23 protein-coding genes and 1 pseudogene (1 of these 24 running past the window's edge) are annotated in these 20,000 nt (G+C 63.2%); 5 read left to right on the forward strand and 19 right to left on the reverse strand.

All coding sequences use genetic code 11. From position 1 onward, the window contains the following. The 8 genes and pseudogenes from AB4Y85_RS18815 to lptM form a co-directional block, all read right to left on the reverse strand. A pseudogene (locus AB4Y85_RS18815) lies at positions 1-149 on the reverse strand (electron transfer flavoprotein subunit beta/FixA family protein); the annotation flags it as partial. 103 nt (positions 150-252) lie between these two features. Beyond that, positions 253-1,002: a rhomboid family intramembrane serine protease gene (locus tag AB4Y85_RS18820; protein WP_441986440.1), complete on the reverse strand. Its 750-nt coding sequence runs from the start codon at positions 1,000-1,002 to the stop codon at positions 253-255. A gap of 13 nt (positions 1,003-1,015) precedes the next feature. Further along, positions 1,016-1,591 carry a cob(I)yrinic acid a,c-diamide adenosyltransferase gene (locus AB4Y85_RS18825; protein WP_441986441.1) on the reverse strand — a complete coding sequence of 192 codons (576 nt, stop codon included), beginning with the start codon at positions 1,589-1,591 and terminating at the stop codon, positions 1,016-1,018. A gap of 97 nt (positions 1,592-1,688) precedes the next feature. After that, the gene (locus AB4Y85_RS18830; RefSeq protein WP_441986442.1) at positions 1,689-2,285 is read right to left on the reverse strand and encodes an acyloxyacyl hydrolase; all 597 of its coding nucleotides are present in this window, start codon (positions 2,283-2,285) and stop codon (positions 1,689-1,691) included. Positions 2,286-2,388: 103 nt separating this feature from the next. Continuing rightward, positions 2,389-2,580 carry a twin transmembrane helix small protein gene (locus AB4Y85_RS18835; RefSeq protein ID WP_441986443.1) on the reverse strand — a complete coding sequence of 64 codons (192 nt, stop codon included), beginning with the start codon at positions 2,578-2,580 and terminating at the stop codon, positions 2,389-2,391. A gap of 84 nt (positions 2,581-2,664) precedes the next feature. Continuing rightward, the gene (locus AB4Y85_RS18840) at positions 2,665-5,268 is read right to left on the reverse strand and encodes a TIGR02302 family protein (RefSeq protein WP_441986444.1); all 2,604 of its coding nucleotides are present in this window, start codon (positions 5,266-5,268) and stop codon (positions 2,665-2,667) included. Between the two features lie 171 nt (positions 5,269-5,439). Then, positions 5,440-6,708 (reverse strand): diaminopimelate decarboxylase, encoded by a 1,269-nt coding sequence (gene lysA, locus AB4Y85_RS18845; protein ID WP_441986445.1) that lies wholly within the window; start codon positions 6,706-6,708, stop codon positions 5,440-5,442. A 65-nt stretch (positions 6,709-6,773) separates the two neighbouring features. Then, positions 6,774-7,013: an LPS translocon maturation chaperone LptM gene (lptM, locus tag AB4Y85_RS18850; protein ID WP_441986446.1), complete on the reverse strand. Its 240-nt coding sequence runs from the start codon at positions 7,011-7,013 to the stop codon at positions 6,774-6,776. Positions 7,014-7,259: 246 nt separating this feature from the next. Here lptM and AB4Y85_RS18855 point away from each other — a divergent pair, with 246 nt between their 5' ends. Next, positions 7,260-8,897 carry a calcium-binding protein gene (locus AB4Y85_RS18855; protein WP_441986447.1) on the forward strand — a complete coding sequence of 546 codons (1,638 nt, stop codon included), beginning with the start codon at positions 7,260-7,262 and terminating at the stop codon, positions 8,895-8,897. Between the two features lie 60 nt (positions 8,898-8,957). Further along, entirely contained in the window at positions 8,958-9,698 is a 741-nt protein-coding gene (tlpA, locus tag AB4Y85_RS18860; protein ID WP_441986448.1) for a thiol:disulfide interchange protein TlpA, read from the forward strand. Here tlpA and AB4Y85_RS18865 read toward each other — a convergent pair. The 8 genes from AB4Y85_RS18865 to purC form a co-directional block, all read right to left on the reverse strand. Next, on the reverse strand, positions 9,695-10,012 hold the full coding sequence (locus tag AB4Y85_RS18865) for a hypothetical protein (protein WP_441986449.1): 318 nt from the start codon (positions 10,010-10,012) through the stop codon (positions 9,695-9,697). The genes tlpA and AB4Y85_RS18865 overlap by 4 nt on opposite strands. A gap of 199 nt (positions 10,013-10,211) precedes the next feature. Further along, positions 10,212-10,547 (reverse strand): Grx4 family monothiol glutaredoxin, encoded by a 336-nt coding sequence (gene grxD, locus AB4Y85_RS18870; RefSeq protein ID WP_441986450.1) that lies wholly within the window; start codon positions 10,545-10,547, stop codon positions 10,212-10,214. A 44-nt stretch (positions 10,548-10,591) separates the two neighbouring features. After that, positions 10,592-10,828 (reverse strand): BolA family protein, encoded by a 237-nt coding sequence (locus AB4Y85_RS18875; RefSeq protein ID WP_441986451.1) that lies wholly within the window; start codon positions 10,826-10,828, stop codon positions 10,592-10,594. Positions 10,829-10,840: 12 nt separating this feature from the next. Continuing rightward, on the reverse strand, positions 10,841-13,051 hold the full coding sequence (purL, locus tag AB4Y85_RS18880; protein ID WP_441986452.1) for a phosphoribosylformylglycinamidine synthase subunit PurL: 2,211 nt from the start codon (positions 13,049-13,051) through the stop codon (positions 10,841-10,843). 17 nt (positions 13,052-13,068) lie between these two features. Beyond that, entirely contained in the window at positions 13,069-13,767 is a 699-nt protein-coding gene (purQ, locus tag AB4Y85_RS18885; protein WP_441986453.1) for a phosphoribosylformylglycinamidine synthase subunit PurQ, read from the reverse strand. Positions 13,768-13,774: 7 nt separating this feature from the next. Next, positions 13,775-14,014: a phosphoribosylformylglycinamidine synthase subunit PurS gene (gene purS, locus AB4Y85_RS18890; RefSeq protein WP_441986454.1), complete on the reverse strand. Its 240-nt coding sequence runs from the start codon at positions 14,012-14,014 to the stop codon at positions 13,775-13,777. A gap of 67 nt (positions 14,015-14,081) precedes the next feature. Continuing rightward, positions 14,082-14,591 carry a hypothetical protein gene (locus tag AB4Y85_RS18895; RefSeq protein ID WP_441986455.1) on the reverse strand — a complete coding sequence of 170 codons (510 nt, stop codon included), beginning with the start codon at positions 14,589-14,591 and terminating at the stop codon, positions 14,082-14,084. A gap of 56 nt (positions 14,592-14,647) precedes the next feature. Next, positions 14,648-15,442, reverse strand: a complete 795-nt coding sequence (gene purC, locus AB4Y85_RS18900) for a phosphoribosylaminoimidazolesuccinocarboxamide synthase (RefSeq protein WP_441986456.1) — start codon at positions 15,440-15,442, stop codon at positions 14,648-14,650. Positions 15,443-15,680: 238 nt separating this feature from the next. Here purC and AB4Y85_RS18905 point away from each other — a divergent pair, with 238 nt between their 5' ends. Then, positions 15,681-16,004 carry a DUF1476 domain-containing protein gene (locus tag AB4Y85_RS18905; RefSeq protein ID WP_441986457.1) on the forward strand — a complete coding sequence of 108 codons (324 nt, stop codon included), beginning with the start codon at positions 15,681-15,683 and terminating at the stop codon, positions 16,002-16,004. Positions 16,005-16,067: 63 nt separating this feature from the next. After that, on the forward strand, positions 16,068-16,838 hold the full coding sequence (locus tag AB4Y85_RS18910) for an HpcH/HpaI aldolase family protein (RefSeq protein ID WP_441986458.1): 771 nt from the start codon (positions 16,068-16,070) through the stop codon (positions 16,836-16,838). A 2-nt stretch (positions 16,839-16,840) separates the two neighbouring features. On the opposite strand, the gene AB4Y85_RS18915 is transcribed toward AB4Y85_RS18910, so the two are convergent. Continuing rightward, entirely contained in the window at positions 16,841-17,488 is a 648-nt protein-coding gene (locus tag AB4Y85_RS18915) for a DNA-3-methyladenine glycosylase family protein (protein ID WP_441986459.1), read from the reverse strand. A gap of 35 nt (positions 17,489-17,523) precedes the next feature. Here AB4Y85_RS18915 and gluQRS point away from each other — a divergent pair, with 35 nt between their 5' ends. After that, a complete protein-coding gene (gene gluQRS / locus AB4Y85_RS18920) occupies positions 17,524-18,420 on the forward strand; it encodes a tRNA glutamyl-Q(34) synthetase GluQRS (protein WP_441986460.1) in 897 nt (298 codons plus the stop codon). Here the strand turns inward: gluQRS and AB4Y85_RS18925 are convergent. After that, entirely contained in the window at positions 18,399-19,316 is a 918-nt protein-coding gene (locus tag AB4Y85_RS18925) for an AEC family transporter (protein ID WP_441986461.1), read from the reverse strand. The two genes, gluQRS and AB4Y85_RS18925, sit on opposite strands and share 22 nt — an antisense overlap. 5 nt (positions 19,317-19,321) lie before the next feature. Beyond that, positions 19,322-20,000, reverse strand: partial view of a M23 family metallopeptidase gene (locus AB4Y85_RS18930; protein ID WP_441986462.1) — the 3' end only. 1,298 nt of this gene lie beyond the right edge of the window; the window shows 679 of its 1,977 coding nt (coding positions 1,299-1,977); its start codon lies off the right edge, out of view; its stop codon occupies positions 19,322-19,324.

Here is a 20,000-nt window from a genome sequence, read left to right on the forward strand (position 1 = left end):
TTCAGGCGCACGGCCTCCTCGACGGCGATCTCGTCAAACGGGTTCATCGACATCTTCACGTTCGCAAGCTCGACGCCAGACCCGTCCGCACGAACCCGGATCTTCACGTTGTAGTCAACAACTCGCTTCACGCACACAAGAAGCTTCATTCGTCTGTCCTCATTGACGGTCGGATCCGGATATCGCCCATGGCGGGCTCTCCGGATAGATAGGAAAAAGACGGATGGGACCGTAGACTCCGGGTCCCGATTGTCAACGCGGCGCCTGCATTTCCTGGGCCGCGGCACGTGCCAAAACGGGATCGTAGCGGTGTCGCATGATGGGGATGAGAATAGCGCCCGCGATGAAGCCGCCAAGATGCGCGAACCAGCCGACGCCGTCATCGCCGCCGAAAAACGCGGAGACGAATTGCAGCACGAACCAGAAGCCGATGGCCCAATAGGCCGGAAGGCGAAGGGGAATGCCGCCGAGGAACAGGGCCCAGATCCGCACGCGTGGATAGAGAATGAGATAGGCCGCAACCACGCCCGACACGGCACCGGACGCGCCGATCAAGGGACGATGCGGGGCCGGGAAGATGAAGAGATCGGGCAGGCTTGCGCCAGCGGCATAAAAGGCGACGAGCGTGTGCGTGAGGCTCGCAACGACGCCGCAGAGCAGGAAGAATACGAGGAAGCGCAGGTGTCCCATCGCGTCCTCCACATTGTCTCCGAATACCCACAGGAACAGCATGTTGCCGATGAGGTGAAACCAGGAGCCGTGCAGAAAGATGTTGGTGATCGGCGTGAGCCATACCGGCACGAAGGGATAGCCCTCGGGCAGGATCTCCGCGCCCAGAAGCACGGAAGGGATCAGGCCGAGCCCGCCCACCATCACGTCCTCACCATAGGGGCCATAGGCGTAGAACAGATAGGAGAGCACGCAGACCACGATGAGCGACCGCGCGACGACCGGCGTCTTCATGTGTTCGAGAGGCACGCCGTCGTGGAGCGGTAAGAACATTGTGTTCCGCTCCTCAGCGGTTCTGGCCGGGAACCCAGAGGACGTCGAGCGCGCCCTTGTCGTTGACGTGGCGGGACGCCACGAACAGGAAGTCGGAGAGGCGGTTGAGATATTTCACCGTCTCGGGCGACACCTTCTCCTCTGGCCTCTCGTTGAGAGCAACCACGAGCCGTTCCGCGCGGCGGCAGACCGTGCGGGCCAGATGCAGGGCCGCGGCGGCGGGCGTTCCGCCGGGCAGCACGAAGGAACGCAGGGGAGCGAGTTCCGCATTGAGCTCGTCGATCTCGCGCTCCAGCCGGTCCACCTGGCCTTGTGTGATGCGCAGGGGCTCATAGGGCAGCTTCTTGTCCGTCTCGACGGTCGCGAGGTCGGCGCCCAGATCGAAGAGATCGTTCTGGATGCGGCTCAGCATGGCATCGATGGGGAGGTCTTTCGTGTGCAGGCGGACCATACCGATGCAGGCATTGGTCTCATCGACCGTGCCGAAGGACTCGATGCGCAGATCGTGCTTAGGCCTACGTCCGCCGGCGGCGAGCGCCGTGGTGCCCGTGTCGCCGGTGCGCGTGTAAATTCGATTGAGAACGACCATGATCGGCCTGAGGGTTTGTGGATTCCGGGAAGCATTATCGGCGAGACGGAACGGATTCGCCGCTACAAAATCGTCCTGCCGGAAATAGGGCCAGGCTTTAGAAGGAGTAGCCGACCCGTGCGCCGATATTGGTCAGGCCGCGGTTGTCGGAGCAGGTGCCGGCATTGGAAAGATGCTCAACGGTGGCCATCACGCTCCAGTTGGCGGAAAGGCGCACGCCCACGGAGCCCGATTCACGGAACAGGGGCGAGCAGCCCAGGGATTGGCGATCCGAGAAGGGATTGTTCACGTGGCCCTTGCCGTTGTGGACTGCACCGCCGAGGCTGCCTTCCACGAACACGCTCGGCGTCAGATCGAAGGTCCAGGTCAGTCCGGTATAGGCGAAGCTGGTATTACCGTCGACGTTTAGGCTGCCGCCGATATGCGGGCGGGGAATGAAATAGCTCGTGAACAGGTCCGAGGCCGTAAACGGCTTCGCGAGAAGGATCTCGCCGGTCAGATTGGCCGAGTCGTCACGCCCTTCGGAACCCCAGGGATCCTGCGCGGAGAGGCCAAAGCGGAATTCGGAGAGGAAGCTCGGCTGAGCAGTACCGTTGGGGAAACCGGATTGATTGCGTGCATCGACAGCGAAAGCACCTGTCGATCCCATCAAGAGAACGAGAAGGTTAAAGCTCAAGGCTTTGCTGGCGCGCATCAAGGAATCCGTTGCTCAATCGAAAGTGCCATCAGGATATGCCCGACATGGCTAATGTTGTCTTAATACAAACCGTGGCGAAAAAGTGTCAAGACCGGGAGGGCTAAACCGCTTTCCACCAAATCACTGCCATGATCACTACTATCGCGATGAACTGCAGAAGGACGCGCAGGCGCATGAGGTGCTGGGACCGGTTGGCGCTGCCGCCACGCAGCATGTTGACGAGGCCGAGAAGCAACACGAAGGCGACGGCCAGAACGGCAATCGGCACAATCAGGTCGGCAATGGTGTTCATGGTGATTCCACGCGAAAGTTGCGGGACCGTGGCCTGAACCCGCCGTGGAGGCAAGGGGCAGCTTATGTCTGCCCCTGCGTCATGTCAGTTCCTGCGCAACAGGCGCTCGAAGTAATCGAGCTCCTCCTGCTGCCGGGACGGATCGCCGAGCTTGCGCCGCAGCTCTTCGAGAATGCGTTGGGCGCGCTGAGCCGGGGATTCGTTGACATTCGGCACACCGTCGCGGGTGTTATCCACATAGCCCCGGTTCCGTGTCGGCCGTCCCAGCGGGTCATTGTTGTTCTGACCCGCCTGTCCCTGGCCCTGAGGCTCGCCCTGGCCCGGCTGATCCCCGGCCTGCTCATTGCCTTCGCCCTGCTGCATTTGCTGCATCTGCTGGGCCATGCCCTGCATGCCGCGCCTCAGGTTCTCCAGGGCCTGACCCTGAGCATCGACGGCGGGTCCATCCTGGCCCTGGCCGAGGGCGCCTTCGGCCTCACGCATATTCTGCTCGGCCTCGCCGAAACCCTGCTCGCCCTGCATGCCCATGCCTTCCATACGGCGCTGCAGCTCCTGCAGCCGTTCGCGCAGAGCCTGCTGGCGCTGGCGCAGGCCTAACGGATCCTGCTGGCCGGAGGTGCCATTATCGCTTTGCTGGTCGCCGCCTTCACCCTGTTCACCTTGCTCGCCCTGTTGACCCTGCTGGCGCTGGCCTTGCTGGCGCTGTCCCTGCTGCCGTTGCCCTTGGCGTGGGCGGTCGCCCTGTTGCATGCGGCGGCTCTGGCCATCTCGGAAAGTTTCGTCGCGCAGGCTCTGCTGCTCGCGCGCCATGTCCTCCAGGTCGCGCATGGCTTGGTTCATCTCGCGCCCGAGCGGATCCGTCATGCGGCTGTTCGGCTGCGCGGTCTGGAGATTCTCCAGGATGTTGCGCAGCTGCTCAAGAAGCCGCTGAGCCTCCGCCACGTCGCCGCGGCGCATGGCATCTTCCATCTGTTGCAGCATGCGGTTGAGATCGTCCTGCGAGATCACCCGGTCGGGGCTGCGCTGGTTCTGGTCCTGGCTCTGCTGCTGGTTCTGCTGCATGCGCTGGGCGAACTCACGCAGGAACTTGTCCATGGCCTGACGCAACTCGTCCGTGAGGCGCCGGATCTCGTCATCCGTGGCGCCGCGCTCCATGGCTTCTTTCAGACGCTCCTGCGCGGCACGCAGCTCGCGCTCGGCATCCGAGAGATTTCCATCCTCGATTTGAAGCGCCATGGTCCAGAGCCAGTCGGCCACCTCGGTAAGGTTCTCATCCGACTTTGCCGCACGCAGGCGCTCGGCGGCGGTGCGCAGGCCCATGAACACGCCCCATTGCGGGATGAATTCCTCGGGCGCGATCAGCAGGGAATCGAGGGCCACCTGCACGCGCTTGCGGTCGTCGGGCGCGAGCACGAGATTGCGCCGCTGCTCCACGAGAGCCTTCGCGAGCGGATTGGTGAAGGGGCGCTGCGGCAGTGTGAAGTTGATGGTCTCGCTCGTCGCTTCCTGACCGGCCTCGTCCTTGGCCTTGAGCCTGATGGTCACCGGTGATCCGGCCCAGGCGTGGTTGGTCAAGTCCACCGGCGAGCGGGTTTCGGGCGCATTCTCCTCGTGGCTCGGAATGGCAAGCGGCAGGGGAGGGGCGGGCACGAGCGAGCGGCCCTTGCTGCCGTCGGCTTTCTCCACCACGCCTTCGATGGAGGCAATGCCGTAATCGTCCTTGCCCTTGTACATGAGGGTGAAGGTGCCGCGCGCGTTCACCTCCGGCGGTCCGGAAAAGGCGATCTCGGGCATCCGGTCGGGAATAGCCTCGATGTTCAGGGTCACGCTGTTGGCAAAGCCCGTCTTCACGGTGAGTTCGGTGCTGCCCTCCAAGGTGTAGCGCTCCTCGCGCAGATCGGCGCGCTGGTTGCCCTTGGGCGGCAGTGCCGTGAGGCCCTTGCCGTGAGAGATCTCCGCCGTGCCTTCACCGGCGATGCGGATGACAAGTGTCGAGCGGATCGGCGCGCGCAGGCTCTGGCCTTTCGCAAGGTCGATCATGAGCGGCGGCATGCGGGTATAGAGCGGCGGGTCGATCCATCCGTCGATGCGGAAGGAGGGGCCGGCCGTCTGGACATTGCGCCAGTCGAAGGCGGCCGAGAGGCGCGAGCCGATCTCCGGCCCTGCCACGAAGGCGCTCGTCACCAGGGCCAGGATGCCTACGGCGCGCAGGGCATAGCGGTCCCGGCGCGGCATGTCGGGATTGGGCGCGGAAACGCGCATTCGGCTAACAGTCTCTTCGGCCCTTTTGCGATGAAGCGACCACAGGACCCGCGTGCCGGGATCGGATGAGCCGAGCGCCAGGGAATCGTCGAGCACCCGTGCGGGGCCGTGCGTCAGGCCCGTATCCCGGTCGAGCCGGTCGAGCGCGCGGGTCCGGCTCGGCATGCGGAGCCGAACGAGGGGCCAGAGCGAAATCAGGAAGGCTGCGGCGAAAAGGGCTATGCCGATGCCGCGCCAGAGCGGAGAGGCGTCGAGCCAGAGGCCGAACCAGGAGAGCGTCAGGAAGAGCAGGACGATGGCAAGCGGCAGCCACAGGCGCGGCCAAGCCTCCTCCCACCAGAGGGACCAGCGCGCATGCGTGACCAGGCGCCCGAACCTCTTGCTCAGGCTGCTCTGCGCAGGCGACGGGTTCGGGCCTTCGCTCATGCAATCAGTCTCCGCAGCACGAAATCTGTGCCAGCGCCCCCAAGGGAAGCTAGCACGGGATGCCCGGATGGCCAGCGGTCAAAAGGGCACATTGTGCCTGTAGGGGGATTTTGAGCCTTCCCGGCATTCACATGTCCGTCAGGACAACAACCGGGAAGGTATCGAGGTTCGTCAGGCAAGCCAGGAGGGAACGCGGTCGAGACCGATCAGCTCCTCGTAGGACGGGCGGGGCCGCACCACCGCGTGGTCGGCGCCCCTGACCAGTACCTCCGGCACGAGGGGGCGGGTGTTGTAGGTATTCGCCTGCACGGCGCCATAGGCGCCCGCCGTCATGAAGGCGATGAGATCGCCGGGCTTGACCTTGGGCATATCGCGGGAAAGCGCCAGATAATCGCCGGTCTCGCAGACCGGACCGACTACGTCGGCGACGATGCGGGGGGTATCGGCTGAAGGCTCCGCCACAACTTTAAGGTCGTGATGGGCCTCGTAGAGGGTCGGGCGGATCAGGTCGTTCATGGCCGCATCGACAATGACGAAGGTCCTGTCGGCTCCTTCCTTCACATAGATGACCTTGGCGACAAGAACGCCCGCATTGCCGGCGATCAGGCGGCCCATCTCGAAAACGAGCTTGAGGCCGAGATCCTTGGTATGGCGCTTGATGATCGCGGCATAGGCTTGCGGATCTGGCGGCGGATCGTTGTCCTCCCGATAGGGTACGCCGAGGCCGCCGCCGAGATCGATGTGATGGAGCTTATGGCCATCGGCCATCAGGTCGCGGGCCAGCTCCGCCAGGAGAGCAGTGGCGTTGTCGAAGGGCGACAGATCCGTGATCTGGCTGCCGATATGCATGTCGACGCCCGTGATCTGGATTCCCTTCAGGGAAGCGGCGAGGGCATAGACCTCGCGGGCGCGGGCAATGGGGATGCCGAACTTGTTCTCGGACTTGCCCGTCGAGATCTTCTTGTGGGTTTTTGCATCCACATCGGGGTTGATACGGATCGAGACCGGAGCGCGGGTGCCCTTGGAGAGGGCCACTTCCGACAGAGCCTCAAGTTCAGGCTCGGATTCGACGTTGAAGCAGAGGATGCCGCTGTCGACGGCGAAGGCCATTTCGGCCTTCGTCTTGCCGACGCCGGAGAACACCACCCGCTCTCCCGGAACGCCTGCGGCCAAAGCCCGCCGCAGCTCGCCCTCGGAGACGATGTCCATGCCGGCCCCGAGGTTACCGAGGGTTCGCAGTACCGCCTGGTTGGAATTCGCCTTCATAGCGTAGCAGACTAGCGCATCCGTATCCGCGAAAGCCTCGGCGAAAACACGGTAATGCCGCTCCAGCGTGGCGGAGGAATAGCAGTAGAAGGGCGTCCCCACCTCGTCGGCGAGGTGGCGCAAGCTGATGTCCTCCGCATGGAGAACACCATCACGATAGGCAAAGTGGTGCATCGGGCAGCCTAAATAATGTCGGCAAAGTCAGTCCGGTTCGTCGCCGCGGATGCGGCGGAGCGGCCTTAGAGAAGCGGATCGAGGATAAACGGCTCTTTGGGCACCGTATAGCCGCGGGACGGCTTCGAACGCGGCGTTCCGACCGGAGAGGGCAGGGTCGATTGCGCAGCCGCTTCCGGCTGGGCCTGGGCTCCGGCGGAGCCCGGAGGCGGCTCCAGCGCGCCACGGCGGCCGCAGGCGGAAAGACCGAGAACGATAAGGCCGCAAACCAGGACGGCACGGGAAAAAGTCAGGCTGGACGACATCGAGAACTCCGAAACGTGGCCGCACCATAACGGCAAGCGCTGCCGGATGCGAGAGGCAAAGCTGGGCCATGCCCACTCCGACGAGACGGCGCTCTGCGAAGCAAGATTTCAAGACGCCACATATGGATCAACGCTGGAACGTTTCAGTTTACCATACGTTATAGCAGTTCCTGAAGGGGCCGCTTTGAAGCGTAAGAACAAGTTTTTTTTCAGGTGATTGAGTAATGAGGGGTAAGGAGAATAAATATGCCGACTAAATACGATGAACTCGGTGTTGTGATCCTGGATGCTGGCGATACGGACTTCGCCCTCACCGCAGCTGACGGAGCGTTCAACGTTCTGGGCAATGCTGACGACAACGAAATTACCGGTAACGCTTTTAACAACGTCCTCGACGGCAATGCTGGCGCCGACACGCTGATCGGTGGAGCCGGTGACGATACCTATGTCATCGACGACGCCGACGATGTCGTGACCGAGCTGGCCAACGAGGGCACCGATACGATCCGCTCGAATGTGAGCTTCGCCATGACAACGGCGGGTGCCGCCTTCGTCGAGAACCTCGTCCTGCTCGGTGCGGCGCTCGAAGGTAGAGGCAATGCTCTGAACAATAGCATCACGGGTAATGATGGTGCCAATGTCCTGTATGGTATGAGCGGTGACGATGTCCTGTTCGGCGGCGCCGGAGGTGACGATCTCATCGGCGGCGAAGGCAACGATTTCCTCGATGGCGGGACCGGTGACGACGACATGACCGGCGGCTTCGGCAACGACACCTATGTGGTCGATAGCGCCGGTGACGTGATCACGGAGGCTGCCAACGCAGGCACGGATACCGTCCAGGCCTCGATTACCTATTCCATCGCAGCCCAAGCCAACCTCGAGAACATCGTTCTCACCGGAACAGGCAACATCAACGCCACCGGGAATGCGGGCGACAACAGCCTGATTGGCAATTCGGGCGTTAACGTCCTCATTGGCGGCGGCGGCAATGACTCCTTCGATGGCGGCGCAGGCGCGGATCGTCTAGACGGCGGTGACGGCAACGACACCTATATGATCGACAGTGCCGGCGATGCGATCGTCGACAGCTCGGGTGTCGATACGGTCGTATCGTTCCTTGCCAACTATACCCTGGGTGCAGGCCTCGAGAACGCGACGGTCGGCGGCACTGGGGCCTTCAACCTCACCGGTAACGAGGTCGGCAACCTGCTGACCGGCAACAGCGGCGCCAATATCCTCGATGGCGGCGCAGGCGTCGACACAATGACGGGCGGTCTCGGCAACGACACCTACCTCGTCGATAACACGCTCGATGTCATCAACGAGAGCGCCGGCGGAGGCATCGATACGGTGCGCGTGTCGACCAGCTACTCGCTCTCTGCAGCCTCGGAGGTCGAGTTCCTCATCTCCGGCACGAATGCGAGCGTGCGGCTGGGCGGTTCCGAATTCGCCAATACCATTGTTGGCGGTAATGGCCGCGACGTGCTGTTCGGTCTCGGTGGCGACGACGTGCTCGACGGTGGCCGGGGTAGGGACGATCTGCGCGGCGGCGCCGGAAAGGACTACTTCAAGTTCGACGACCGCCCGACGCGCAGCACCGTTGATCGCGTGCTCGACTTCAACACCCGTGATGATTTCGTGCTGCTCGACAACGCGATCTTCACGAAGCTCGGGCGTGGCACGGAAGAAGCACTGGGCAAACTGAACGCTGCCTTCTTCCGCATCGGCGACCGCGCGCTCGATCTGAACGATTACCTCATCTACAACCCGGTCACGGACGATCTGATCTACGACTCGAACGGCTCGCGTCCGGGCGGCACGATGAAGATCGCGGATTTCAATAACATCCGCCTGTCGGCTGCCGATATCCTCATCACCTGATCCGGATGAGGAGAGATTGAGAGATCCGGCCCTGGCAGTGATGCTGCCAGGGCCTTTTTCATGGAGCGCGCTTACGGGATCGTGAAGGCCGCAGAGTGCACGGGGCTTGAGGTTCGCTGCAAAAAGCGTCACATCCACCTCATGTCGACGACCTTGAAACCGCAAAATTCTCGAAGCCGGATCGTCCTTGCCGGCATTGCCGCTCTCGCCCTGATCGGCGCGGGCGCTGCGTGGTATGGATTCTCCCGCAATCACGCGGATGTGGCCGAGATCGGCGAATGCCGGGCAGCGCAGACGAAAACGGCAGGCCTGGAGCCATTTGCGAAGGGCGAGATCGCGGCTCTCAATGTCAATGCCAAGCCTAAGCCGCCGCCGGCGATCGCGTTCACGGGCGGGGAGGGGCAGCTCATGAGCCTCGCCGATTTCCGCGGCAAGACCATCCTTGTCAATCTCTGGGCGACCTGGTGCGTGCCGTGCCGCCAGGAAATGCCGGCTCTCGACAAGCTTCAGGTGGAACTGGGTGGCAACGACTTCCAGGTAGTTGCCATCAATGTGGATACGCGCAATCCCGACAAGCCGAAGGCCTGGCTCCAAGAAAACGGGATAAAAAACCTCACCTATCATGCCGATCCGGCCGGCAAGCTCCTCCAAGTGCTACAGAAATCCGGCCATGTGGTCGGGCTGCCGACCACCTTCGTGGTCGATCCCTCAGGCTGCGAGATCGCGATCCTGAAAGGCCCGGCGGAATGGGCCTCGCCGGATGCGCTGGCCTTCGTAAAAGCCGCCCTGGGGAAGAGCTAAAATCGGAAGGCGCCGTCGGCGTCCGGCTTCCCAGCTTCTCCCGAGAAAGCGGGTTTCGACAGCCGCCAGGGGCGGTCCATGGACTGACGGGCCTTGCCGCGTTCCAGTAGGCGCGGTGTGCCGTCGGCGAGAATTTCCTCGATCACCAGAAGGCCCAGTCCCTGCAAGGTCACGCAGGCCATCTTGGTCGCGAGGTCGTCGGCGGGCACGGACAGGGAGCCCGCAGCGTAGATCCGCTCCAGAAGTGTTTTGGGATGGTGGCTCACCTTCGCGCGCGGCTTGAAGGCGACGACATTCGTTTCAGGCTCGACCATGGAGTGCCCCATTTTCAGGCCTCCGCGTTCTATTGTTCTTGCGGCGGCTCGTGAACGATCAGGCCTACATTGTGCCGGAAACTGAGCCGTTTAAGGAATGCGACATATAACGCTCCCTGTTCAGAGGGAGCGGGGCCATTCAGGCAATAAAAAAGCGGGGTCTGAGCCCCGCTTTTTGCCGTTCTGGATCAGGGGCCGGTCAGGCGCTCTGCTGGACCTGAATGCCCTTGTCGGTGAAGAACTGCTGCAGCTCGCCGGCCTGGAACATCTCGCGGGTGATATCGCAGCCGCCGACGAACTCGCCCTTCACGTAGAGCTGGGGAATGGTCGGCCAGTTGGAATAATCCTTGATGCCCTGGCGAACGGTCTCGTCCTCGAGCACGTTGATGCCCTTATAGGTGACGCCGAGATAGTTGAGAATCTGGACCACCTGGCCCGAGAACCCGCACATGGGGAATTGCGGCGTGCCCTTCATGAACAGCACGACGTCGTTGGACTTCACTTCGTTGTCGATGATCTGGTTGGCGTCAGCCATGAATCTCTCCTGTTCCTCAGCGGTCAAGGCGCTGGGCTCACATATCAATTGTCGGGTGTCAGCGTCGTCAATGCAAGGGCGTGGAGCACGCCGCCCATGCGACCTTGCAGCGCCGCATAGACCATCTGGTGTTGTTGAACCCGGGACTTGCCCTTGAAGGCCGAGGAGGTGACGGTGGCGGCGTAGTGGTCGCCGTCGCCTGCCAGGTCCTTGATCTCCACGACCGCGTCGGGGAGGGCAACCTTGATCATGCTCTCGATATCGCGTGCATCCATTGGCATGGACTAAACTCCTTACGACTTACCAGTCATATACTCGGGCAGCCATGCCTCGTGAGCGCTCTTCAGCTGCTTCACGGATATGGCCTGCTTGCCGGGTAGAATCAACGAATCGCCACCGGTCACGCCCAGCGTCACGGCTGGGATGCCGAGAGCGCCGGCTTCATAGAGAATGTCGGCGGCGACATCCTCATCGACGGCGATGAGATAGCGCGCCTGGTCCTCGCCGAAGAGGAAGGCGTGGAGCGGCATGTTCTCGGGCATCGCCGTGACAGAGGCACCCACATTGCCGGCCATGGCCATTTCGGCGAGCGACAGGGCAATGCCGCCGTCCGAGCAATCGTGAACTGTCTTCACCTGACCGGAGCGGATGAGCTGGCGGATGAAGTCGCCGTGGCGTTTTTCCTGAGCCAGATCGACCGGCGGCGGAGCGCCTTCCTCACGGCCGCACAAATCGCGCAGATAAATCGACTGGCCGAGCCAGCCTTGCGTCGCGCCGATCAGGATGATCGCCTCGCCCTCGTTCCTGAAGGCGATGGAGGCGTTCACGGTCACATTGTCGAGCACGCCCACGCCGCCAATGGCGGGAGTGGGGAGAATGCCCTGGCCGTTGGTCTCGTTGTAGAGCGAGACGTTGCCGGACACGACGGGGAAGTCGAGCACCTTGCAGGCCTCGCCGATGCCTTTCAGGCAGCCGACGAACTGCCCCATGGATTCAGGGCGCTCGGGGCTGGCGAAATTCAGGTTGTCGGTGATTGCGAGCGGCAGGCCGCCGACAGCGGTGATGTTGCGCCAGGCTTCCGCCACGGCCTGCTTGCCGCCCTCGAACGGATCGGCCTCGCAATAGCGCGGCGTCACATCGGTAGTGAGCGCAAGGCCCTTCGGCCCGTCCTCGACGCGCACGATGGCCGCATCGCCGCCCGGAATCTGCACGGTGTTGCCGAGGATCAGGTGATCGTATTGCTCCCACACCCAGCGCTTGGAGCACTGGTCCGGCGAGCCGACGAGCGTCAGAAGCGCCTCGGCTTCCGACATCGGAGCCTTCACGCTCTCGGGCGCAATCACGGGACGCTTCGGGCTTTCCACCCACGGACGATCATAGAGCGGAGCCTCGTCGCCGAGTTCCTTGATCGGAAGATCGGCCTTCACCTCGCCCTGATGCTTGATGACGAAGCGCAGCGTGTCGGTGGTCTTGCCGATGACGGCGAAGTCCAGGCCCCATTTGTGGAAGATGGCCTCGGCCTCTTTCTCCATGCCGGGCTTGAGCACCATGAGCATGCGCTCCTGGCTCTCTGAGAGCATCATCTCGTAAGCGGTCATGCCTTCTTCGCGGCACGGCACCTTGTCGAGATCGAGCTCGACACCGAGATTGCCCTTCGCGCCCATCTCCACCGCAGAGCTGGTGAGGCCGGCGGCGCCCATGTCCTGAATCGCGATCACCGCGCCGGACTTCATGAGTTCGAGGCAGGCTTCAAGCAGAAGCTTCTCGGCGAAGGGATCGCCGACCTGCACGGTGGGGCGCTTCTCCTCCGACGCATCGTCGAATTCGGCGGACGCCATCGTCGCGCCGTGAATACCGTCGCGGCCGGTCTTCGAGCCGAGATAGACGATCGGGTTTCCGATGCCGGTCGCCTTCGCGTACCAGATCTCGTCCGTGCGCGCGAGGCCGACTGCCATCGCGTTCACGAGGATGTTGCCGTTGTAGCGCTTGTCGAAACCGACACTGCCGCCCACGGTCGGCACGCCGAATGAATTGCCGTAGCCGCCGATGCCGGCGACCACTCCGGAGACGAGGTGCGGGGTCTTCGGATGATCAGGCTCGCCGAAGCGCAGGAAGTTGAGCGCAGCGATCGGGCGCGCGCCCATGGTGAACACGTCGCGAAGAATTCCGCCGACGCCCGTCGCCGCGCCTTGATAGGGCTCGATGAAGGACGGATGATTGTGGCTTTCCATCTTGAAGATGCAGGCAAGCCCATCGCCGATATCGATCACGCCCGCGTTCTCGCCGGGGCCCTGAATGACCCAAGGAGCCTTCGTCGGCAGACCGCGCAGATGAAGGCGCGAGGATTTGTACGAGCAATGCTCGTTCCACATGGCGGAGACGATGCCGAGCTCGGTGATGGTCGGCGTGCGGCCGATCAGCTTCACGAAGCGCTCGTATTCGTCAGGCTTCAGTCCGTGCTCCTTGACCAGCTCCGGGGTGATGGCGACGTCGTTGCGGATCATCATTATCTCGTGAGTTATTAGGCAGCGCGGGAAAAGGACGACACGAGGCTCTCGAACAGGCCGCGCCCATCGGTGCCACCCACGAGGTCCTCAATCAGGTTTTCCGGATGAGGCATCATGCCGAGCACGTTGAGCTTGTCGGAATAGATGCCGGCAATCGAGTTCATGGAGCCGTTGCGATTGGCGTCAGCCGTCACATGACCGTGCGCATCGGAATAGCGGAAGCCGACGAGGCCTTCGCCTTCGAGACGCTTCAACGTTTCCACATCCGCCGTGTAATTGCCCTCGCCATGCGCCACGCAGACATCGATGGCCTGGCCCTTGGCGTAGTTCTTCGTGAAGGCGGTGTCGTTGCGCTCCACTTTGAGAAACTGGCGATGGCAGATGAACTTGAGGTTCGCGTTGCGCATCAGGATGCCGGGCAGGAGGCCCGCTTCGCAGAGAATCTGGAAGCCGTTGCAGACACCGAGCACGAGACCGCCGCGCGCCGCATGGGTACGGACCGCATCCATCACGGTCGCACGTCCGGCAATCGCGCCGCAGCGCAGGTAGTCGCCATAGGAAAAACCGCCCGGCAGGACCACGAGGTCGGTGCCCTTCGGCAGTTCGGTCTCGGCGTGCCAGACTTTCTGGGCGTCGGAGCCGGCGAGTTTGAGAGCCCGCACCATATCGCCTTCGCGATTGGATCCGGGGAAGACGATGACGGCGGATTTCATGTCAGCCTCACGCGATCTCGACGCGATAGTTTTCAATCACGGTGTTCGCGAGCAGCTTCTCGCAAGCGGCCTTCAGAGCCGCTTCGGCCTGCGCCTTGTCGGCGGTCCCGAGCTCGATGTCGAACACCTTGCCCTGGCGCACACCGGCAATGCCTTCGACGCCGAGGGATTTGAGGGCCCCTTCGATGGCCTTGCCTTGGGGGTCGAGAACGCCGTTCTTAAGGGTGACGGTGACGCGCGCTTTCATGGGGGCCTCGGGCTGTTTCAAGATTTGCCCCACGCCATAAAGGGAAAGGGCTCAAGAAACAACGGGCTTAGACGCCCAATTCACGGGCAGCCACTTCACGAACGCTCTGCTGGACGACTTCGTGCGAGACGCCGATGACCAGGACCACGTCCAGATCTTCGCCGGAGCGCCTGCCAAGGGCCGCGCCATAGGCCGGGGCCTTCTTGCCGTCCTTGGGGCTCAAGGTGATGGCAAAGCCTGGATAAGGAACATTCTTGAGGCGCTCGACCGCGACGTCGGTCTGTACAGGCTTCTTGCGGTCAATGGGGGAGCGCAGCGCCCGGGCGAGGCGCTCCGGGTCCTTGAGCAGGCTTTCCGTGATCTGCGCGTCCCGGCCTTTCAGGCGGATGACGCTGACGGCGAGGCCGGGGCTGCATTCCGGCGGGGCACAGAAGGAGAGGGCGATAGGCTCTGCCCGCTCCTCGGACAGCCATTTGCGCAAGGGGAGGGCGCCCCAGGAGGCATCGGCCTGGAGGCCCGCGACTTGCCGGGGGAGGTAGTCGCAGCCTGTGAGGCCAAGGGTCAGGCCCAGGCCCAACAACAATGCCCGGCAAGGAGCCGGGCATTGGAGATTTTTCAGAAAAGGCAGCCTGCTCACTGAACGAGGCGGGGGCCGCCGGTGACGGTGCTCTCATTCTCGGCCAGGATGCCGAGGCGGCGCGCCACTTCCGTATAGGCTTCCACGAGCCCGCCCATATCCTGGCGGAACCGGTCCTTGTCGAGCTTGTCCTTGGACTTGAGGTCCCATAGGCGGCAGGAATCCGGGGAGATTTCGTCGGCGACGACGATGCGCATCATCTCGCCTTCCCAGAGACGGCCGGTCTCGAGCTTGAAGTCCACGAGGCGGATGCCCACGCCGAGGAAGAGGCCGGACAGGAAGTCGTTGACGCGGATGGCTAGCGCCATGATGTCGTCGATCTCCTGCGGGGCAGCCCAACCGAAGGCCGTGATGTGCTCCTCCGACACGAGGGGATCGCCGAGCTCGTTGTTCTTGTAATAGAATTCGATGATCGAGCGGGGCAACTGGGTGCCCTCTTCGAGGCCGAGCCTCTTGGCGAGCGAGCCGGCGGCCACGTTCCGCACGACGACTTCGAGCGGAATGATCTCCACCTCGCGAATCAACTGCTCGCGCATATTCAGGCGGCGGATGAAGTGGGTAGGCACGCCAATCTCGTTCAGATGCTGGAAGAGGTATTCCGAGATCCGGTTGTTGAGCACGCCCTTGCCGTCGATCACTTCATGCTTCTTGGCGTTGAAGGCGGTCGCATCATCCTTGAAGTGCTGGATGAGCGTTCCGGGTTCGGGGCCCTCATAGAGGACCTTCGCCTTGCCCTCATAGACGCGACGGCGACGATTCATAGGCGTGTACCGTGGTTTGAGAAAATCCATATTTGCCGTGGGCTCCTGGGTCGAGATGGTGCGGTTCCGCGGCTGGCGTCAAGCGCGGCTGTAAACCGGCGCTCCGCTTGATCAGCAACCTATCCGATCGGTCCGACAAGTACAACGCGGCGCGCCGGATAGCGGGGTAGGCGCCCCTCTGAAGCACCTTTTTCTAGATGGGGATGCCATGGCGATCACACGAGTGCGCCCTTATATCGCATAAGGTTGGACCAAGGAGGAAAGCCGTATGAGCCTATTCAACGACCGCAAAGACAGCTTCGAGAAGCAGTTCGCCCATGATCAGGAGCTCCGGTTCAAGGCGACGGCCCGCCGCAACAAGCTCATGGGCCTTTGGGTGGCCGAGCGGATCGGCAAGACCGGCCCGGAGGCGGAAGCCTACGCCAAGACTGTCGTCGCGGCGGATTTCGAGGAGCCGGGCGACGGCGATGTGATCCGTAAAATACGCCAGGACCTGGAAGCGGCCGGCAAGACAGTCGATGAAGCCGAGCTTGGCGGCAAGATGCAGCAATTGCTGGCCCAGGCGGTTGAGGACATCAAGGCAGGGCGATAATCTGAGGCCCCCAAAGCCCGGTCCCAACATGGGGCCGGGCAACCCTATAACGAGAACAATCCCATGCTGACCGATCCATCGTTTCCCGACCGCCTGCGGGACTCAAAGCCCGTGATTGCGGCCTGGTGCGGCCTGCCGGACCCCTCGGTTCCGGCCCTGCTCGCCCGCGAGGCTTTCGATGCGGTGGCGATCGACATGCAGCATGGGTCCATGGATTTCGCGGCGACGATCCAGTCCATCCCCCTGATCGCGGCTGCCGGTAAGCCCGCCCTGGTTCGTGTGCCGGTCGGCGATTTCGCCTCGGCTTCGCGCTTCCTGGATGCCGGCGTGTCGGGCGTGATCGCGCCGATGATCAACACCATCGAGGATGCCCGCCGCTTCGCCGCCTTCATGAAGTTCCCGCCCATCGGAGAGCGCAGCTGGGGCGCCTATGGCGCCATGTCCCTCTCAGGGCTCTCGCCGGACGATTATTTCAAGAAGGCCAACGGCCTGACCGCCTCCTTCGCCATGGTCGAAACGCGCGAGGCTCTGAGCATCCTCGACGACATCCTGGGCGTCTCTGGCGTCGACGGCGTCTTCATCGGCCCTGCCGATCTCTCGATTGCACTTTCGGGCGGAAAGGGTGTCGATCCGGCCAGCGCCGAGGTGGAAAAGGCCCTGGACGATGTGCTCCGCCGTGTGAAGGCCGCCGGCAAGTTCACCGGCATCTACGCGCCCAGCGGGGCGAGGGCGGGGGAGCTGGCCCGCAAGGGCTTCGACCTGGTCTGCATCGGCAGCGACAGCAGCATGCTGCGGGCCGGAGCCCAGGCTTCGCTCGGAGCAGCGCGGGGCTGATTTCAGCCCACCGGAGCGCCCTCCCGCGCCTTCGCTACACGGTAATAAGCCCAGAGCACCTTGGCGGCGACACCCCGCCAGGGGCGCCATTGTTCTGCAAGCATGGTGAGGGCCTTCGCATCCGGCCGGTCCTTCAAGCCATAGGCAAGACGCGCCGCCTCCTGCACGGCAAGGTCGCCGGCGGGGAAGGCATCGGGATGGCCGAGGCAGAACAGCAGATAGACATCCGCCGTCCAAGGGCCGATGCCCTTTACTCGGGTCAGAAATGCGTGCGCCTCATCGGCGGGAAGATCGTGCAGCCGATCGAGGGGGAGGCGGCCTTCCACGATCTCGGTGGCGATAGCCCGGATCGTCCTGACCTTGCCGGCGGAGAGCCCCGCCGCGCGCAAGGCTTCGTCCGACAGGCTCAGGAAAGTCTCCGGCGCGGGCGGTTCGAGAATCGTTCTCAATCGCCCCCAGATCGCCGCCGCACTCGCCGTCGAGACCTGCTGGCCCACCACGATCCAGGCAAGCCCGTCGAAACCCGGCGGGCGTTTGCGCAGCTGGGGCATGACGCCTTGTGCGACGAGTTCCGCCATCACGGGGTCGGTTTCGACAAGCGCATCGAGGCCCCTCTTGAGAACCGCTTCCGTTTCGAGGAGGGTGACCATTCGATATTTCCTTCGCCTCTGTTCAAAGGCCGCCCGTGACGAAGCCCGTTTTCCGATTCGCTCCCAGCCCCAATGGGCGGCTTCACCTCGGCCATGCCTATTCGGCCCTGCTCAACGACGAGTTCGCCCGGCGGCTCGAAGGCCGGTTCCTGCTGCGGATCGAGGACATCGATATCACACGCTGCCGTCCGGAATACGAGAGGGGGATTATCGAGGACCTCGCCTGGCTCGGCTTGAGCTGGGAAGAGCCGGTGCGCCGGCAGTCGGAGCATTTCTCGGATTACCGGGCGGCCTTTCACAAGCTGAAGGAGGGCGGTGTCGTCTATCCGTGCTTCTGCTCCCGCAAGGAGATCGCGGACGTGATTGCCTGCCGGGAAGCCAATAGCGGAAGCCTCTGGCCGCGAGACCCCGATGGAGCCCCGCTCTATCCGGGAACCTGCCGCGCCTTACCTCCTGACGTGATCGCGAGACGCGTGGACAAGGCCGATCCACACACCTGGCGGATCGATTCTGCGGCTGCGAGAAAGCTTCTTCCGGGGCCGCACGGCTATCGCCGGTTCGATCGCGATGGCGGTGAAGAGACCGTCGAGGCCGATCCCTGGCGCTGGGGCGACGCGGTGCTCGTGCGCAAGGACGTGCCCACGAGCTATCACCTTTCCGTCGTCGTGGACGATGCGCTCCAAGGCGTGACTCATGTGGTGCGCGGCCAGGACCTGGAAGCGGCGACGGATCTGCATGTGCTGCTGCAGAAGCTGATCGGCTTGCCGACGCCGCTCTATCATCACCACGGGCTCGTCCTCGACCCGGAGGGCGACAAGCTGGCGAAGAGCCGGGGATCGCGATCCCTGCGCGAGCTTCGAGCGGAAGGAATGACGGCATCCGATATCCGCCGGCGCCTCGGCTTCCCGGCTCAGCCCACGCCGAGCACGTAGAGCCAGAGCATGGTCGTGCCGAGCGCCAGAACCGTGGAGAGCATGACGGTGCTGGAGGCCAACGCCACGCCTTCATTGTACCGTTCGGCGAAAAGATAGGCGTTGATGCCCGAGGGGCAGGAGGCGAAGAGCACCGCGACGCCCGCCCAAACCGGAGGCATGTCGAAAACCATGGTTGCAAGAAGCAGCACGATGAGCGGATGCACGAGGAGCTTGAGGGCAGAGATGATCATCGGCAGCGTAAGGCCGGTCTGCAGGCCGTAACGGCGAAGCGCGATCCCCATGGAAATCAAGGCGCAGGGCACGGCGGCGCTGCCGATGAGATCGAGCACCTGCCACGCAGGCGCGGGGATATGGGATGAGATGGGGCGCAATGCCGATCCAGCGAGAATGCCGACGACGATGGGATGGGTGACGAGCCGGCGCAGGATGATAAGCGGCGAGGCCTGGCGCCCTTCCGCCAGGACCGTCGCCAGGGTCATCGTGACGGGCAGATGCACGGCGATGAGCAGGAAGAGGGGGACCGCGCCCGCATCGCCATAGGCCTTGAGGATCATCGGAACGCCGACGAAAATCGTGTTGGCCTGACCGGCTGAAAAGCCCGCGACGACGCCGGATACGCCCTTGAGGCCGAAGAAGGTCCGGCCCATGACCATCGCGGCGATCCAGACCACCGCGACGCCTATGAAATAGGAGATCCAATAGCCCCAGGGCTGCACTTCGGGGATCTCGGCGCGCACGAGAGTGCGGAAGATCAGGCAGGGGACGGAAAGTGAGAACACGAACTCGGACAGGCCTTCGCCCATGCGCTCCGACACGAAGCCGGTCTGGCGTGCGATATAACCGATGGCGATCAGGCCGAAGACCGGCAGGACGATCATCAGCAGGTCGAGCATGGGTTTTAGCGAAGGTCGGCGCGCTGGGCGAGGCTGGCCGATGACGACCCATGGGTCATCAGCTCTTCCACCTGCTCGCGCTGGCGCTTGAACTCGGCAAGCCCGCGGCCCTCGAGCTCGCGGCCTTGTGGAAGGCGGATCTTGAGCGGATCGACGAAGCTGCCGTTGATGATCACCTCGTAATGCAGGTGCGGGCCTGTGGAGAGGCCCGAATTGCCGACATAGCCGATCACCTGGCCCTGCTGCACCTTCTTGCCCGGCTCCATGCCCTTGGCGAAGCCGGACATGTGGGAATAGGCCGTCACATAGCCGTTCGTATGCTGGATCTCGACGCGGCGGCCATAGCCGCCCGAAGCCCATTCGGCCACGCGCACCGTGCCGTTGCCTGCGGCGATGATGGGCGTGCCGATGCGGTTCGCCCAATCGACGCCCGTATGCGGACGTGAATAGCCGAGGATCGGGTGGAAACGGGAGCCGAAGCCCGAACGGAGAATGCCGTCCGAGATGGGCTTGCGGATCAGGAATTTCTTGAGTGAGCGGCCCGACATGTCGAAGTAATCGATGGTGCCGTCATCGCCCTGATAGCGATAGACGCTCCGCGACTCGCCGCCCACCGTCAGCGCGGCATAGAGAATTTCCGGGTCGCCATTGTCGTCGTCGGAGCCGAAGAAGAGCTCGAAGCTG

This window comes from Microvirga sp. 2YAF29 (genome assembly GCF_052114605.1).
Classification (GTDB): Bacteria; Pseudomonadota; Alphaproteobacteria; order Rhizobiales; family Beijerinckiaceae; genus Microvirga.